The 16,495-nt window shown below is 31.4% G+C and carries 16 protein-coding genes; 10 read left to right on the forward strand and 6 right to left on the reverse strand.

The annotated features are described in order from the left end of the window. Window positions 1-79 precede the first annotated feature (79 nt). From ATO12_RS15770 to ATO12_RS15785, 4 genes are all read right to left on the reverse strand, one after another. Window positions 80-844 carry a DUF2306 domain-containing protein gene (locus ATO12_RS15770; RefSeq protein WP_051575870.1) on the reverse strand — a complete coding sequence of 255 codons (765 nt, stop codon included), beginning with the start codon at window positions 842-844 and terminating at the stop codon, window positions 80-82. Between the two features lie 239 nt (window positions 845-1,083). Beyond that, window positions 1,084-2,757 carry a helix-turn-helix domain-containing protein gene (locus ATO12_RS15775; protein ID WP_034243411.1) on the reverse strand — a complete coding sequence of 558 codons (1,674 nt, stop codon included), beginning with the start codon at window positions 2,755-2,757 and terminating at the stop codon, window positions 1,084-1,086. 72 nt (window positions 2,758-2,829) lie between these two features. Next, on the reverse strand, window positions 2,830-3,627 hold the full coding sequence (locus ATO12_RS15780; protein ID WP_051575871.1) for a DUF2306 domain-containing protein: 798 nt from the start codon (window positions 3,625-3,627) through the stop codon (window positions 2,830-2,832). 517 nt (window positions 3,628-4,144) lie between these two features. Continuing rightward, window positions 4,145-4,510: a sterol desaturase family protein gene (locus tag ATO12_RS15785; protein WP_081802084.1), complete on the reverse strand. Its 366-nt coding sequence runs from the start codon at window positions 4,508-4,510 to the stop codon at window positions 4,145-4,147. A 259-nt stretch (window positions 4,511-4,769) separates the two neighbouring features. Between ATO12_RS15785 and ATO12_RS15790 the strand changes: the two genes are divergently transcribed. The 5 genes from ATO12_RS15790 to ATO12_RS15810 all read left to right on the forward strand — a co-directional run bounded on the left by ATO12_RS15790 (window position 4,770) and on the right by ATO12_RS15810 (window position 10,546). Next, entirely contained in the window at window positions 4,770-5,714 is a 945-nt protein-coding gene (locus tag ATO12_RS15790) for a GlxA family transcriptional regulator (RefSeq protein ID WP_034243417.1), read from the forward strand. A gap of 297 nt (window positions 5,715-6,011) precedes the next feature. Continuing rightward, window positions 6,012-6,914 (forward strand): DJ-1/PfpI family protein, encoded by a 903-nt coding sequence (locus ATO12_RS25005; protein ID WP_051575872.1) that lies wholly within the window; start codon window positions 6,012-6,014, stop codon window positions 6,912-6,914. Continuing rightward, the gene (locus ATO12_RS15800) at window positions 6,911-8,110 is read left to right on the forward strand and encodes a DJ-1/PfpI family protein (protein WP_034243420.1); all 1,200 of its coding nucleotides are present in this window, start codon (window positions 6,911-6,913) and stop codon (window positions 8,108-8,110) included. Before ATO12_RS25005 ends, ATO12_RS15800 begins: the two co-directional genes overlap by 4 nt. 77 nt (window positions 8,111-8,187) lie before the next feature. Continuing rightward, complete coding sequence (locus tag ATO12_RS25010; protein ID WP_051575873.1) at window positions 8,188-9,435, forward strand: DJ-1/PfpI family protein; 1,248 nt, start codon at window positions 8,188-8,190, stop codon at window positions 9,433-9,435. A gap of 148 nt (window positions 9,436-9,583) precedes the next feature. Further along, window positions 9,584-10,546, forward strand: a complete 963-nt coding sequence (locus tag ATO12_RS15810) for a helix-turn-helix domain-containing protein (protein ID WP_034243424.1) — start codon at window positions 9,584-9,586, stop codon at window positions 10,544-10,546. Between the two features lie 201 nt (window positions 10,547-10,747). Here ATO12_RS15810 and ATO12_RS15815 read toward each other — a convergent pair whose 3' ends face one another. Further along, window positions 10,748-11,377 (reverse strand): TetR/AcrR family transcriptional regulator, encoded by a 630-nt coding sequence (locus ATO12_RS15815; protein ID WP_034243427.1) that lies wholly within the window; start codon window positions 11,375-11,377, stop codon window positions 10,748-10,750. 56 nt (window positions 11,378-11,433) lie between these two features. Here ATO12_RS15815 and ATO12_RS15820 point away from each other — a divergent pair, with 56 nt between their 5' ends. The 5 genes from ATO12_RS15820 to ATO12_RS15835 all read left to right on the forward strand — a co-directional run bounded on the left by ATO12_RS15820 (window position 11,434) and on the right by ATO12_RS15835 (window position 15,197). Next, window positions 11,434-12,291 (forward strand): alpha/beta fold hydrolase, encoded by an 858-nt coding sequence (locus ATO12_RS15820; protein ID WP_034243430.1) that lies wholly within the window; start codon window positions 11,434-11,436, stop codon window positions 12,289-12,291. A gap of 206 nt (window positions 12,292-12,497) precedes the next feature. Continuing rightward, window positions 12,498-12,644, forward strand: coding sequence for a hypothetical protein (locus ATO12_RS26140; protein WP_165583398.1), 147 nt, complete (start codon window positions 12,498-12,500; stop codon window positions 12,642-12,644). A 166-nt stretch (window positions 12,645-12,810) separates the two neighbouring features. Then, window positions 12,811-13,722, forward strand: a complete 912-nt coding sequence (locus ATO12_RS15825; protein ID WP_034243627.1) for an NAD(P)/FAD-dependent oxidoreductase — start codon at window positions 12,811-12,813, stop codon at window positions 13,720-13,722. A gap of 413 nt (window positions 13,723-14,135) precedes the next feature. After that, window positions 14,136-14,648, forward strand: coding sequence for a GNAT family N-acetyltransferase (locus ATO12_RS15830; protein WP_034243433.1), 513 nt, complete (start codon window positions 14,136-14,138; stop codon window positions 14,646-14,648). Between the two features lie 123 nt (window positions 14,649-14,771). Next, the gene (locus tag ATO12_RS15835; RefSeq protein WP_081802086.1) at window positions 14,772-15,197 is read left to right on the forward strand and encodes an SRPBCC family protein; all 426 of its coding nucleotides are present in this window, start codon (window positions 14,772-14,774) and stop codon (window positions 15,195-15,197) included. A 459-nt stretch (window positions 15,198-15,656) separates the two neighbouring features. Here the strand turns inward: ATO12_RS15835 and ATO12_RS15840 are convergent, their stop codons facing one another. Beyond that, a complete protein-coding gene (locus tag ATO12_RS15840) occupies window positions 15,657-16,349 on the reverse strand; it encodes a DUF4386 domain-containing protein (RefSeq protein ID WP_034243440.1) in 693 nt (230 codons plus the stop codon). Between the last annotated feature and the right edge of the window lie 146 nt (window positions 16,350-16,495).

A 16,495-nucleotide genomic window follows, 5' to 3' on the forward strand; every position in this document is an offset into this window, starting at 1 on the left:
TTCGATATACTTCTCGAATTTGAGAAAGCAATATTTACTTTTATTTATTAGGTTATTAAAGTTTTACACGATACTTCAACTACAAATTAAACTTTGGTAACCATATGTATTTGGTTGCGAATATAGTCCCAAGCATAGTGAAGATTGTGAAAAGTAAAATCAATAGCGCAACCGGATATTTGAGCAGTTTTTGTGGTTTACGGCGAGTAAAAAAATAGCATTCCAAAAAGACAAGCGGAACCAAATAATTAGCATAAGAAATAAATATTGAAAACGCCTTAACCAAGCTACTTGGGAAATCCATAAAATAAAACCAACCATAGCCCAATCTAATATACCAAACACCACTAGCCACCATAAATAAACGTAATGCCCAAAGAGAATGGATACTAATTTGATGTATACGAGCATAATGATAGGTTAAGATTGAAAAAATAATTATCAAAACACCTCCCAATGTAGTGCCAATATGTTCGATTAAACCAGCTTGTGGATTACCACGTACCCAAACCATATATAATCCAGCAAGACTTGTAATAACCACAGCAAACAAATAAATCCTTCCTGCCCAACGATGAAAGATGGGAAATTGATTGCGTATTTTTGGAACCAATTGAAGAGGCCCAAATCCTAAAATAAGTACAGAAATAAAAATATGAGTGGCTACCGCATAATTCCCAACAGAGTCATTAGCTACATAACCTGTAACAAGTTGATTTCCACTCCAAGCTACTAAACCTTTTTGAATAGCTGGAAAAATATAATAAAACAAAAGGTAAATTATGAATACCCATTGCCCTAATAATGTCGTTAAAAACCAAACTGAAATCGCTTTTTTAATCATACTTTTTTTTAAACACCTTGAAGACCAGTATTTCTAATCAAATAGGCAGTATGACTACAAAGCTAGTATGCATCTGTCAAAAAAATCTCAATTCTATTATAGAAGGTATACTGATTTATAAATCAAGAAATAAAAATGATGTATTTAGAGAAAAAAGAAATTAATGAGATAAATAGGAAGGAAGATCAATAACTTATAGCAGTATTTTTTATAAACATCAGTTTACACTAATTTATTAATCAAGCAGCCTTATTTTTATTTAACTTCTCCTTAATATAGTATGAAGGTGTTAATCCAGTATATTTCTTAAATGCATTATAAAAGGCCGAAGAAGAATTAAATCCAGATATATCTGCAATGTGTGCTATCGTATAATTGCAAAATTCTTTATCTTTTTCAATCCTGGCTAATACATAGTTTACTCTTAGTTCATTAATAAAATCGGTAAATTTCTTTTGGTAATGACTATTGATTGTATTAGAAAGATAAGTGGTATTAGTACTTAATATATTAGCTAGTTTAGAAAGAGTAAGTCCCTTGTCTAAAAATAATTCAGAATTCATCACTTCTTCAAGTAATTGAACCAGTTCTATATTCACTTCTTGTTCAGCTATACTATGTTTGTTTGTTGATTCTTTAGATTTTACCTTAGAACGTATGAGTTCTTGATTTTTGATAAATAGTATTTCATTTTGTTCTTTTTCTCGTTTATAAAACTGCCAAATAGCAAATGAAATAAGCAACAATAATGCAACCAGAAAAATTGCCAATAACAATTGATTTTTTTGTCGCTTATTCATTAAGGTTACACTTTCATTTTCTTGCTGCAATAATTTAATTTCTAAATCCTTTTTATTGGATTCATACTTTTCGACAATTTCAGCCACTGTTTTTTTATCTTGTAATTGACGAGTAGAATCTGAGTGCCTTAAAAACTTATCAAAATAAAATTCACCATTCTTATTATCATTCAATCTGTAATACGACATAGATAATCTTTTATAAATGGTATCCAGGACTTCCATCCTCGAGTTGGGTAATGCTTTAAGGTAACTTTCTATTGCATCATGATATTGATTATTTTGAAAATATGCTGTTCCGATATCTCTGTAAATCAATTGCTCTTTGCCTCCAAGATTCATTTTTCGAGCTTTAAAAAGAGCTTTTTCTGCATATTTTATTGCGTTTTTATAATCATTTTTTCGCGTGTACAAATAACTTAGCTGCTGATAAATAGTTGGAATAAAAAAATCAGCTTCATTTTTTGAAGCCAAATCTATGGCATTCATAAAGACATCATATGCCTGATCACGTTTAGAACTCAATTCAGCCATATTCATTTGAGTACTAATATACGTACAGACATCCTTGTAGCCCATATTACTATAGTTGTATTGCAATGCTTTTTGGTAATTTTCCATCGCCTGTGATTCTCTTTTCAATGTAAATTGAATCATTCCTAATCCGTTGTATACTCTTCCTATACTGACACTATCCTTAATTTTTTTGAAATATGAGATTGATTTCAGAAAAGCTTGACTTGATTTAATATAGTTTTTCTTATTGTATAGTGTATACCCTAAATATTTAAGTGTATTACCCAATGTTTTATTGCTTAAAGAAATACTATCTAGAAGGTTGAGGTTTAGTAACCTTTCAGAAGCCGTATATTCACCTTGTACTAATTTTGCAGATGCCATAGCAACACGAGCCTTAGCTGCTAATTGATTATTGTTTATAGAATTGGAAAGAAGATAGGCTCTATTGGCAAAAAAATAGGCCGAATTTGCATCTTTTGTCCAGCTTTTCTCAAAAAGCTTCAACAAAGAGTCGATCTCTTTTTCTTGTTGAGCGATACTGCTAAAGCTAACACAACATACAATTATATAGGTGATTAGAACATGTTTTTTCATAAAGCATAGGATAACTTTCTTAATGTACAAAATTGGAATTGAAAGCAATACTTAAACTCTTATTCCTTTTCGTTATGTATTATTTATGATGCTCAATACTCTAGGCAACCACATTCCTTTAGTAGCTAGAAAAATACCAATCATCATATATAAAGTGACAGCAAACAAAAGTATAGATAACCTTTTTTCTGATTTACGGCTTTTACTTTTCTTCACTTGTAAATAGAGTTCTAAAATAGCTAATGGAACTAGGTAAGAAGCAAAAGACCAATAATTGAAAAAATTATCAACTTGAAAACTAAGTAAATCTTCTATAAAAAACCAGGTTCTATACCCGATACGTAAAAACCAAACACCACTTGCCACAATAAATAAGCGTAATGCCCATTGGCGATGCTGTTTTATTTTTCTTTGTAAAGCAAAATATAATGTTTGTAAGGCAAAAAAGATAATCAGAATTCCTTCAATGCTAATAGCTATATCTTGATAAATACTTCCAAATGAAGGGCGTGGACGAGACCAGGTTAAATATACCCCTCCCAGACTTAAAATAAAGATTAGCGGTAAATAAATACGACCAATCCATTTGTGAAATCTTCTATAATCTCTCTGAATTTTAGGAATCAATTGTAATGGACCAGCAACAATAACAAAAATTGGGATAATAAGATGTGATGCTAATATTATATTACCTGTAAAATCGCCATCTATATATCCATTAGGCATATGTTTACCTCCCATAGACCCCATACCATTTACCAAAATTTTATACCCATGATAAATAGCCACATAAGCTGCAAAAACCCATTGACCTATGAGCATTACTATAAACCAAAAGATCGTGGTGTATTTTAGACTAAAAAAAATCATTATATAACATTTAGGAATGTTGCATAAATAACAAATGATTTTAAATACTACTATAGAAATCGATCTATTACATCTCCTGATTTATAAATTAAAAGAAATTACTATATAACCTTCCTGGTGATAGTGTTTACGGGGATGCGAGTCTGATAAATTGATTCGACGAATTATTTGATAGTGATAAATTAATAGGGGGTATCATAGAAGTTTTAATGTGCATAAGATTCACTTTACCCGGTGATGAGCTTAATATCTGTTATATCTATAACTTCGAATAAATGTACATCACTCGATCAAAGTAATCTGTATTTTATCAACTACAATAAGAATTGTACCAACTTATAGAAAGTAAATTTCAGGAAATACGAGAATATTAAAGATTGTGTTTTTTTATAGCTTCTTTCCTCAAATCTACTGCCATTTCTCCTGTGTCAAGATGGTTTCATCCTGGTGGCTTGTATAGATATTTAATTTTATCTAGCCAGTTAGGAGCAGATTTCATATCATTAAATAAATCAACTCACATTTTTAACTGCGTTGATACTAGATTTTGACTGTCAATATCTCTATCCATAACACCATATACAGGTTTTTCTTGTGGGGTTTCTTCTTGATAGGTTCTAGATAATATATCCCAAAAAGAAAACATGTTAGAATAATTAGTATCCAGATATAAGTGATTTATAGAATGATGTACTCTATATAAATGTGGAGTAATAAATATTTTATCCATTATTGGAGTATGTTTGAAGTATTTGTCATTGGCATGTGTAAATACCTCATATATCCTTGCAATCATGTTAACGATATAAACTAACAAAGGATGAAAACCAAAAACAGGCAACCAGATAATAATGCGCGGAGAGGAAATAAAATCAAAAAAAATCCTCTAATCGATACACTCATGTTCATATCTTCAGGAGTATGATGAACTCCATGAATGCAAAAAAACCTTACATTATGCCCTGATAATGTATAAACCACCAAGATAAATCAGATTACGTAGAATAGATCTTACAAGACAAGAAATAGCCAATTTAACTGGTATTAGGGCAGAAACTGTGATTTGTGCAAGTAAAAAAACAATGAGTGCATGAAGAAATATGTTATAAATTAAGTTCTTGTAAAAAAAGTAAATTTATAAGATGCCTAGAAAAATCCTCTTTATAACTCCTCCAGGAGTTCATTTACTTGATATTAGTGGCCCTGCTCATATTTTTTATGAAGCCAAAGAGTATGATGCAGATATAGACTTGTTTTTTGTCAGTATTAATAAGGAAAATCGTACTTCAAGTAGTGCAGGGTTAAATTTTTATGATTTATTGCCATTCAATCAATTTGAACTGACAAATGAAGATTTCATTTTTATACCAGGAATTTATTTTCCGTCTCTTTTAGACACTAACTTTATTGATGATTGTAAGCCTTTTTTCGAATGGTTGAATGTTCAAAACAAAAAAGGAGTTAATATATGTTCTATATGCAATGCTACTTTTTTGCTTGCTGAATCAGGTATCCTATACAATAAATCTTGTACGACTCATTGGAAAAGAATAGCAAAATTTAAAGAACGATACCCCAAAATCGAAATAAAGGATAATCGTTTGTTTGTCATTGATGGAAATATATTCACAAGTGCGGGAATCACTTCGGGTATCGATTTGGCATTGTATATTCTCGAGCAAAAGTTCGGTACAAGTTTGGCTGTTGATGTTGCCAAAGAAGCTGTTATTTATTTTAGAAGAAGCGAATCTGATCCTCAATTGAGCATTTATCTCCAATATCGTAATCATTTAAATGAACGGATTCATAAGGTTCAAGAGTTTCTAATTGAGAATATAGGTAATCAATTCACCCATTTGGATATAGCCGAAAGCGTACATATGAGTGTTAGAAACCTCACTCGTTTATTTAAAAAAACGACAGGGATTACCATACATCAATACACAGAAAAACTTCGCCTTGAAAAAGCATTAAACTTATTGGCAGAAAAGAATAAGGTTGAAATGGTAGCTTCAGAATGCGGTTTCAAAAGTGTAAGCCAATTACATAGTGTACTGCGAAAATATAAAAAAAACTATTTAAAATAAGTATATTTTTCTTTAACGTATATCAAATTTACAGGAACTTATGCTGTTCTTTTTTGTCCCAAAACCACACATTTTTGTCCTTTTATCCTGTAGCGTTCCAAGCTAATTTTGTTAAAACAAAAGAAAATGAAGAACCATTCAGCCATATTCATGTGCTTGTTATTGTATTTCTGTGCAAGTACACTAATAGCACAAAACAGTATACCCACTGAGCAGGAAATATATGTATGCGTACCGTGCAATAGAAAATGCGATGAGATACTGTTCACAGAATCAGGTGTTTGTAAACATTGTAATATGAAACTTATCAAAAAATCAGAATTGAAGAATTATCCGAAAGTCAAAAGGACCAAAGTGGGGCTTTACCTGCAATCTGGAGTCGAAATCCTGGATTTAGCAGGGCCTATGGAGGTGTTTGCATATGCCGGTTACGAAGTGGTTACCATCTCGAAGACCAAGGAACCTATTTATGCACAAGGTATTCTTACTGTTATTCCAGATTACGATTTATCTGATGCACCAGAGGTTGACATCTTAGTGTTTTTTGGTGGCAACGCTATGTTACCATCAAAAGATCAAGAGTTGATAGATTGGATAAAATCCCTGAAGGAAACAAAATATCATTTCTCGGTATGTAGTGGAGCCTTGATTTTGGCAGCATCTGGAGTTTTGGATGGAAAACAGGCTACTACCTTTCGGTATACACTGGATATACTCGAAAAAGAGTATCCCAAGGTAGAAGTTATACGTGGAGCAAGATATGTAGATAATGGCAAAGTGGTCACAACAGCAGGAGTATCGGCAGGAATAGATGGAGCACTTCATATGGTAGCCAAATTAGAAGGACTGGAAACCGCAGCAGAAACAGCCTTTTATATGGAATATGATTGGATACCCAATAAAGGGATCGCCTATAAAGAAGACAATCCTTACATCCATATGAAAGATACAGCCACCTTAAAGAAATACGAAGGGGATTATATTTCAGATTCTGGTAAAACCTTTACATTGAAATTTATAGGTAAAAACGAAGAGCTGTTCTTAGAAAAAGATAAAAAACAGTACCCAATTTTTTATATCAACAAAAACAAGTTTCTTACCTCTCATGCTTCGCACTTAATTACATTTAAACGAGATAAAAACAACCAGATTATCGGCTTTGAAACAACCGAATACAAAGAAATATTTAATAAGCAATGAAGCTAAATAAAATCAAATCTCCTTTTAAAAATAGTATGTCAATAAAACGATATGTAACATGCTTTTATCTGCTTACCATTGTTTCGATTCAAGCCCAAACTCAAAACAAAACAAAAGACACGCTTAATGTGGCCCTTTTTGTATATGATGGGGTCGAATTATTAGACTTTTCAGGACCAGGCGAAGTATTTGCAGCTGCTTCCTATTACACAGATCGTTATCATTTTAATGTGTACACAGTTGCTAAAGAAAAAGAACTTACTTCTCAGGATTTCTTGAAAATAACACCGAATTATAATCTTAATAAGGCGCCCAAAACAGATATTCTGATTTTACCAGGCGGTTATGCAGGAGAATCCATTAATGATGTTAGTACTCAAAAATGGATTGATTCCCAATGGTATAAAACCCCTCATGTTTTGACAGTATGTTCAGGTATCTATTTTCTTGAAAAGCCGGGTAAACTAAAAGATATTAAAGTAACATCACATCATAAGATTATTCCATTTCTAAAAGAATCTTTGGGGGGAGATAATGTTATAGAAGAAGTAAAATATGTGGATTCAGGTAAAATTGTCACATCTGCTGGGGTATCCTCGGGAATTGAAGGTGCCTTATTGATGGTTTCTAAAATAGCAGGCTATGAAGTGGCTAACCGAACAGCTAGATATATGGAATATCCACAATGGAATATTAACAACGGTAAAGTCACCTATAATCTAAAGCATAAAGTGGCTAAGTATCTAGAACCGGATAATAAGGAAATACCTGATTTTGGAGTACTCGATATTGCAGGACATCTCGCTTTACATAAAGGAAATAGTGATATGGCACTCCAATATTTTGAAAAAAACAAATCATTTTATCCCAAAAGCGCCTTAACCTATTATAGTTTGTCACAGGTTTTGAAACCTTCCCAAAAATGGGTGCCTCAAACTTATGAGGATTTTTTAAATGTGTTAAGAAGTGATACTCGCAAGGCCAAACTCATGTATGATAGAGCCAAAAAAGAATATCCAGATTGGATACTATTTACACTTAAAGATATTACTGTACGAGGGTACAATCTACAGAACGAAAAAAGATTTGAAGAAGCTGAGGTTGTGTTTAAAATGGGAGTTGAAACCTATCCCGATGCACCAGAATTACGTATTCAATTGATTAATACCCAGCAAAAATTGAACAATGGGAGATAAGGTTCAAAGAATTTTAAAAAAAAGTACTCAAGGTTTTTTCAAAAAATGAATTATAAACTCAAACAAAGTAACAGAACATGAAAAAAATAATAGTTGTACTTATTTTACTGTTGATAACTACAGGTATATGGGGGCAAAAGAATGACATAAAAAATATTGCTATTTATTTGCAGGACAATATAGAGATATTGGATTTTGCAGGTCCGATGGAAGTCTTTGTAGTTGCTGGTTTTAATGTATATACTGTTGCGAAAACCACACAGCCTATGAAAGCTATGCATTATTTGACCGTTGTGCCTGATTACTCGATAGATAATGCGCCTATACCCGATATTGCGGTATTTGTTGGGGGTGGAAATTTATCAGCGACAAAAGATGAAAAAGTAAAAAACTGGGTAAAGAAAGTAACACCGCAATCAAAACTAAAATTTACCGTATGCACAGGCGCCTTCTTTCTAGCTGAGGCAGGGTTTTTAGATCACAAAATTGCTACGACCTATCATAAATCAATTGATTATTTACAATCGGAATATCCTAAAATAGATGTTCGTAAAGATGTTCGCTTTGTGGATAACGGTGAAGTAATCACTACAGCGGGCATTTCGGCAGGCATTGATGGGGCTTTACACCTGGTTTCAAAACTAAAAGGCGAAAAGTTTGCCTTGCAGATAGCCAAGGATATGGAATATGATAAGTGGATTCCAGAAGAAGGGCTGATAGTACAATATGAAGAACTCAATAAGGGTGATGAGAAAGATATTGGAAAATTCTTGGAAGATAATCTAAATAACCTGTATCCAGGTGAAATATTAAACTTGTCATCTAAGCTGAATGATAAGGGTATGTACAAACAAGCCGAAAAGGCAATAAAGTTTGTTATATCTACTATGTCGAATCCTGATATTGATACTTATGAATTTTTAAGAGAGAACTACCTTCTCCAACATAAAGAAGTTCCTATTACTAGTCAACAATTTATTGATATCATAAAGAATAAAGATGTAAAATCCGCAGAAAAAACTTTTAAAAAGCAATCCGAAAAATTCAAAGATTGGATATTTGTAAACCCTGAAGATATAATCACGTATGGGTATATGAACTATTATTTAAAAGGAAATGTTCAAAAGGCTATTGAAATACAAGAATTGGCAAAAAAAATGTTTCCTAATGATGCTTATACTATTTATGTACTGGGAGTGTATCATGAAAGAGAAAATAAGATTGGACTGGCAGTAGAAAATTATAAGGAAGCACTTCGGTACGACTCTAATTTTGTCATGGCAAAAGAGAAATTAAAAGCATTAGAAGAACAGAAAAAGATTTAAAAGACAAAAGTCATTCTTTTTTTGAGAAAGTTAAAGAATAAGAATAAATTGTATAATGATACCGAATCATTAGAAAAATACTTAAAATATATAAACAAGCGTAGAATGAGTTTAAATCTAATCATGTTATAAAGTAAATTTGAACACAATGAATCACTATCTAAATACTACTATGGAGATTAAAAATCCATCAGACTTTAAAGAACGGTTTCTTACTGATGCAACGTATTCTTTTTGCGAAATTTGTGATAAGGGATGGAGCGAAGGATATCATAATTTTCTTGAGGTAGCCTCTTTGGAAGAGATAAAGAGTCTTCACAAGCATACTGCTTTTGAAAGTGCACGAAGAAAATTTTATACCGCAATTCTTTTGACTTCAGGCACTGTTCATGAAACTATTGGGTTTAATACCTATACATTTAGTGAAGGAACACTGTACTTTATTCCCGAATATCAATTACATACCATTCATCAATGGAGTGAAGATGTAAAAGGGTACCATTGCATTTTTGACGCAGATTACTTTTTATTATGCCTCAAACATCAGATTAAACTCAATGAGTTTCCTTTTTTTCAATCAGAAAAACCACCCTTTGTTCAACTCACTAAACCAGAAAAAGAGACGGTTATTAAACTTTTTGAAAAATTAAAAGTAGAATTCTGTAATAGAAAAACCTTTAATGATGATTTACTGGTGCGTTTATATTTAAATGCACTTCTTCTAGAAACAGAAAGAATGTTTAAGGAGCAACATAATTCCAATGATGAAAACCTGTCGAGAAAAGAACAATTGGTAGCTAGATTTAAGAGATTGGTTACAAAGCATTTGATTGAGCACAAGCAAATAACCGAATACGCCCAATTACTACACATCAATCCACATTATTTAAATGATACAGTTAGGGAAATCACAGGGAAATCAGCAAGCGCATATGTGCATAGCCAATTGATGTTTGAAGCCAAGGCCTACCTTATTCAAACCAATAATACTATAGCACGAATATCCGATGAACTGAACTTTACAGAACCTTCCTATTTTTGTCGCTTCTTTAAAAAACACGCTGGAAAAACACCATCCGGGTTTAGAAGTATCTATAGACATCATAATTAGTTGGGTAACTCCTAAAGATGAATGAAATAATACTAGAACTTCCTTTAAAAAGAACATGGTAGTTTTTGAGACGTCGTTTATAAAATAGGTATAGTATCTATACTTCGAGAAACACCCTCATATTTATGAATAATTCTTCCGAAAGTAAAAACCTTGATCATAAGAATCGATATCTTCAAGATTAAGGGTAAGGGGAGAGTATTACTCGAAATAATTTGGTAATAGTTTTTGGTATTGATGTTTACCTCTATTAGTTAAATATGGATACAGCATAACTAATAAATTAGTTGACTGTAGTTCTATGTAATCTTCATTGATTGATTTGTTGTATATGAAAGAATTGTAAAGCCAGGTATTACTATAGCTTATCATTCTTTCTATTAAAAATTGACTTTCTTTTGAAAATTCAAAGTCTCTCATTAAGTTTTTTTCAATTAAAACATCGAATAGGTATTCATACCCTTTTAATCTGTTATGATAAACATTTTGAAAATGAGATTTTATCTTTTTGTTTAATCTAAGCAAGTTGTATAAATCAGTCCAAAAGAAACGATACTCAACCATTCTATTCAAACTTAACAATATATCCTCTTTCACAGTTTCTAATGTAATTTGTTTATCACCTAATTGTTTAACCCTGGCATCGAACGCTTCAACCATCTCAAAGTACAAAGCCTCTAAGATATCTTCTCTTTTTTTGAAATGATAATTTAAATTACCAGAACTAATTTTCAATTCTAATGCAATCATTCTAATTGTCACATTGCTATAACCCTGTTGATTGAATAAATGTTTTGATGTCGATAAAATATTTGATTTTGTATTCTTCATTAGTAAACTTGTCCTAATTTAGGGATTTTAGTAAATTTGTCCTAAAATATAAAATTATGGCATCTCTATTTGTATCTGAACAAGAAAAAAAGGAAATTCTAAGCCTTTATGATGAAAAATTAAGAGAATTGAACATTGATTATGAGTATAGATCCATAGCTACCGAATATGGTAATACTAATGTCATTGTATGCGGAAATCCAGCTAAACCACCAATTATATTGGTTCATGGTGCCAATGGATGTGCTCCAATCGCAATTGAAGCATATATTGGTTTAATCGATACATTTAGTATTTATGCTATAGATGTTCTTGCCCAACCAAACAAAAGCGCAGAAACCAGAATAAGTATGAAAGATGATTCCTATGGAATATGGATGAACAAAATAATAGATTCACTAAAAATCGAGAATGTAATAATGGCAGGCTTTTCTTTTGGGGGATTAGTTATACTAAAGACGTTAGAATTTAATGAAAGCAGAATAAAAGAAGTGTATCTATCTTCCCCAGCTTATATTGTGAATGGAAACCCTATAAAGGCTTTGTTCAAAGTTTTTATTCCAATGAAAAGGTATATGAAAACCAAGAACCAGAAATATATAGAGAAGTTTTTGGCCGAGATCTTTACAGAGCGGGATAAATTTGCAGTAAAATACTTATCCAAAGTATTTTTATATTTTAAAATGGACTTTTCTTCAGTACCAATAATAGAAAAGGAAAAAGCGAAAGGTATAAAGACTCCCATAACCTTATTCGCTGCAAAAAAAGATATACTCTTTCCTGGAAATAAAATGATTAGAAGAGCATTGAAGATATTTCCTTCGCTTAAAAATTATAAATTATTAGAAAACTCCAAACACGTTCAAAATAGAGTACAGAATAGGATGATTGAACATTATATAACAAAAAAATAACCTGTGACAATAGAGCAAAATTTAATAACGAACTGTGTTCTGTGCAATTACTCCAACGATAGGTATATTCTAAATAACTACTATAGCTATTAGCTTTGTCTCGCATTCATTAAAAATCAAATAGCGGACAGACAAAATGAAGAATATCACCAAACAACACCCATTCAGTTTTTTGCAAAAACTATGTTCTATGTAAAACCATATTATTGGCTATAGGAACTGTTACTAAAAAACTCGAAAATAGAATCAGTTTTGATTTGGCGGGTATAGAAGAAGACATTGAAAAGACAATAAACTTCAACATTTTCGAAGTTCCTACTTTGATATTCATAAAAAATAACCAGGAAGTATAGAGGTGTTTTAAAGCCTTAGTATCAGGGGAATCAGAAGCCGTTTTGGAATTAAAATTCAAGATTAAACTATATGGCAACAAGAAGAAAATTTATAATAACAGGAGGACTAACGTTACCTATGTTAATGTTCCCTAAATCAATATTCTCAATACAAAATTTTACAAATATGAATATAAAAAACGCTTACGATATCATAATCATTGGTGGTAGTTATGCAGGTCTTGCGGCAGCAATGGCACTTGGAAGATCAATGAGAAAAGTGTTAATTATAGATAGTGGAAAACCGTGCAATGGTCCAACACCACATTCGCATAACTTTTTAACGCATGATGGTGAAAAACCCGTTGACATTGCGCAAAATGCTAAAAATGAAGTAGTACAATATGATACTGTACAGTTTTATGAAGGCCTTGCCGTTTCTGGAAAAAAGACTCATGATGGGTTTGAGGTTAAAACAAAATCAGAAAATACGTTTCGTGCCAAAAAGCTGATTTTTGCAACTGGACTAAAAGATATCATGCCTAACATTAAAGGTTTTGCAGCATGTTGGGGAAAAACCATCATACATTGCCCGTATTGTCACGGCTACGAGTATCGGCATAAAAAAACAGGAATTTTGGCAAACGGTGGTGCAGCAATGCATTATGCAGAGCTTATTTCAAATTGGACTAAAGATTTAACCGTATTTACCAATGGCAAGTCAACACTATCTGAAGCGGAGACAGAAAAAATCAAAAAGAATGGTATTCAAATTATTGAAACAAAAATAGATTTCATAAAACACAATGAAGGTAATGTCCAAAAAATCATATTAGAAGATGGTTCCAAAGTAGCTGTTGATGCTGTTTACTCAAGCCCAGAAAAACAACAACATTGTGATATTCCCGAAAAAATGGGGTGTCAAATAGAAGAAAGTGGTTTGATTGAAATAAACAATAGTCAAGAAACCACTATCGAGGGTATTTATGCTTGCGGAGATAATTCTGGTAAACGTATTCTATCAGTAGCTGTGGCGAGCGGAACCATGACGGGAATCCATTTAAACCACCAGTTAATAGAAGAAGAATTTAGCAATTAAGAATGATTAGAAATTTATGATTATAGAATACCTATGTATTCTACAGTTACTCCGACTATAAGTATAGTATAAAACCTTTTGCTGTATTTAATTTTTAGAAACGATACAATGTTCATAAAAATGAAATTCTACAAAAAGATAAAACCAGTGCAACCAATGGAACTAGCATAGGAATACAAAAAGCTGAATTGGGAGAAAATTATTAGATTCAGTTTGGTAATTTAGAATTTAATAAAGTAAGGTTTCTATGTCAGAAATATGTTTGAACAATTTTTAAAAATTAAGATTGTATATATTAATGTAAGCGGTAAAAAAAAACTATAGAATGATGAATTTTGAGATAAGAATTAGCTCTGACTTTTTGTTGGGATTATATAAAATAAGTACTAAAAAAATGATGAAAAGTTGAGAAGATGATCACTGATAAAAGTTTTGAAACAGAGAGGCTAATACTTAAACAAACCTCGGAAGAAGATGCAGAATTTATATTTCAATTATTGAATACCCCAAAATGGCTAAAATATATTGGAGATAGAAATGTGAAGACCATCGAATATTCAAAAGAATATATTAGAAATAAAATAACACCTCAATTTAAAAGACTTGGATATGGGTGTTATACTGTGATAAGAAAATCAGATAATGCCAAAATTGGTACGTGTGGACTTTACGATAGAGATGGATTAGAAGGTATTGATATTGGATATGCTTTTTTACCTGATTATGAGGGAAAAGGGTATGCTTTTGAATCAGCAAGCAAACTAAAAAATGTAGCTTTTAAAGTTTTCGGACTAAAAACCATATATGCAATTACTGCCCAAAATAATAACCCTTCTCAAAATTTATTACTAAAATTAGGATTAGAATTTGATAAAAAAGTTATACTTCCAAATGGTAATGAAGAGTTATTATTATACAAAACCTAAAGAAATAACCCGATCTAAAAAAACTAAATCCTAATCTGTGTTTTGTATAAACATTCCAACGATAGGTGTATAAAGGTGTCTTAACATCAATATTACCTTTGTTTATACATTAAAAACAATTAGATGATGCAATCAGAACAACAAGTAACTATAGGAATTAATACTACTCCAGAACAAGCCTGGGAGGTTATAAAATCAGGAAAAGATGTACATAAATGGTTGTCAGAGGTAATAAAATCATGCGAACTCTTCGATAACATCAGAGTTTGTAGAACAGATTATGGAACTATTACCGAAAAGATTCTTAAAATAGATCATGAACATATGGAATTCAAGTTCGTTTTTTTAGAACAAGACATGATCCCTAATATAGAGCATTTAACTACTTATGTGAAAATAATATCAGATATACATGGTAAAGCATTAGTAAATTATAAATGGACATTTGATGCCATTGATGATGTTTCAGAAAGTCAGGCAAAAGAAGTATTAAAAGGCATGGGAGAAATGGGGATAAAAAGTCTTGAAGCTTATATACTATCTAATTGAATTTGTAGAAAAAGTCACTTAAAAAATGAGGCAAATAATCAACTTTGCCATGTTTTTCTTCTAGGTTTTTAAGTGATGTTACACCAAACATAGGGATAGAGAACTGGGAAAAGACACCTGATATGATGATTTGACAGTTTGTAAAACAGGATAAGTTCTGTTAGAAAAAGAATTGGTCATACTTAAGAGCAAAAAACACTTTTTTAACAAAAGAATATATTCAGATTGTTTTGAGGAAAGAAAGCTAAAGTAAAGTGTTTCGGCAGTTATTGCTTGGTAATAGTCTAAATTTTAGTTTCCTATATTACCTCTATTTTTTGTGAAATCAAGTATGTATTGTTCTAACAATATCGTATTGTCTTTAAAATCATTAAGCGAAATTGGGATTTGAACCCTATACGTTATTAGAGTTTAAAAATAAATAGGGGAGTGATGTGACTATATTTGATTCTTTTAACTTTAAAATTTTATATTTTTTTTCACTCCAATTAATAACAGCCATAGGCAAATTCCTACTTCACCTATAGTTGCAGGTATTATTAAGATTCTAGTATCTACAACATCATAATAGTTAGAGAAAATTGTTCCACCAAAAACATCTATCAAGTAAGTGATACAACCTAACATTAAAAAAATACCTAAAACCCTGGGAAGAAAGCCTGATTTGAAAACAAGATACCCAAATGGAAACAACCAGAGTCCCCAAAATACCTGGGCCAAAAAAAAGCCATTATAAAATCTTTTAAAGATATTTATTACTTTTGAACCGATTTCCTTGGTATCATGAACATTTGATTGATTGTAGTTTTTTAACAACTCTAGAATGTCAAACTGATCTAATAATAAAGTATAGGAAAAAGGAATACTTATTAAGGCAAATACTACCATAAATACTGCATGATCTTTATTTACAGGACTTAATAACTTATAAAGTGTTAGTGGTAATAAAATAAAACTAAGGTGGACCAATACTCCTATTAAAATTCCTGTTCTAAAGAGTAATTCGTTTGATATCAAATTGTTTATGGTCTCCTCCTCATTGTTAAAAACTACAATCTTTGAAGGAATATACTCCATATATAAAACGCTAAATACTACTACGAGCAGATAGTAAAAGCCTGCCTTTCGGGCTAATTTTTTACTTGGATTCATTAATATTTAATTGACTTATAACTTATGATTATTTCTGGTAGATTTTTCATGAACATTTCTAAAATTAACTACTTACTTGTCAATTTTTTCAAAAGGTAATTCATAAAACTACTTTGCGAATATAGGTTTAACTATACGCAAGTTAG

This window comes from Aquimarina atlantica, assembly GCF_000626715.1.
GTDB lineage: Bacteria > Bacteroidota > Bacteroidia > Flavobacteriales > Flavobacteriaceae > Aquimarina > Aquimarina atlantica.

Coding starts and splice junctions, on each gene's coding strand:
- ATO12_RS15770 (WP_051575870.1), bottom strand. CDS start 844: ATGATTAAAAAAGCGATTTCAGTTTGGTTTTTAACGACATTATTAGGG.
- ATO12_RS15775 (WP_034243411.1), bottom strand. CDS start 2,757: ATGAAAAAACATGTTCTAATCACCTATATAATTGTATGTTGTGTTAGC.
- ATO12_RS15780 (WP_051575871.1), bottom strand. CDS start 3,627: ATGATTTTTTTTAGTCTAAAATACACCACGATCTTTTGGTTTATAGTA.
- ATO12_RS15790 (WP_034243417.1), top strand. CDS start 4,770: ATGCCTAGAAAAATCCTCTTTATAACTCCTCCAGGAGTTCATTTACTT.
- ATO12_RS25005 (WP_051575872.1), top strand. CDS start 6,012: ATGAAACTTATCAAAAAATCAGAATTGAAGAATTATCCGAAAGTCAAA.
- ATO12_RS15800 (WP_034243420.1), top strand. CDS start 6,911: ATGAAGCTAAATAAAATCAAATCTCCTTTTAAAAATAGTATGTCAATA.
- ATO12_RS25010 (WP_051575873.1), top strand. CDS start 8,188: ATGAAAAAAATAATAGTTGTACTTATTTTACTGTTGATAACTACAGGT.
- ATO12_RS15810 (WP_034243424.1), top strand. CDS start 9,584: ATGAATCACTATCTAAATACTACTATGGAGATTAAAAATCCATCAGAC.
- ATO12_RS15815 (WP_034243427.1), bottom strand. CDS start 11,377: ATGAAGAATACAAAATCAAATATTTTATCGACATCAAAACATTTATTC.
- ATO12_RS15820 (WP_034243430.1), top strand. CDS start 11,434: ATGGCATCTCTATTTGTATCTGAACAAGAAAAAAAGGAAATTCTAAGC.
- ATO12_RS15825 (WP_034243627.1), top strand. CDS start 12,811: ATGAATATAAAAAACGCTTACGATATCATAATCATTGGTGGTAGTTAT.
- ATO12_RS15830 (WP_034243433.1), top strand. CDS start 14,136: ATGATCACTGATAAAAGTTTTGAAACAGAGAGGCTAATACTTAAACAA.
- ATO12_RS15835 (WP_081802086.1), top strand. CDS start 14,772: ATGATGCAATCAGAACAACAAGTAACTATAGGAATTAATACTACTCCA.
- ATO12_RS15840 (WP_034243440.1), bottom strand. CDS start 16,349: ATGAATCCAAGTAAAAAATTAGCCCGAAAGGCAGGCTTTTACTATCTG.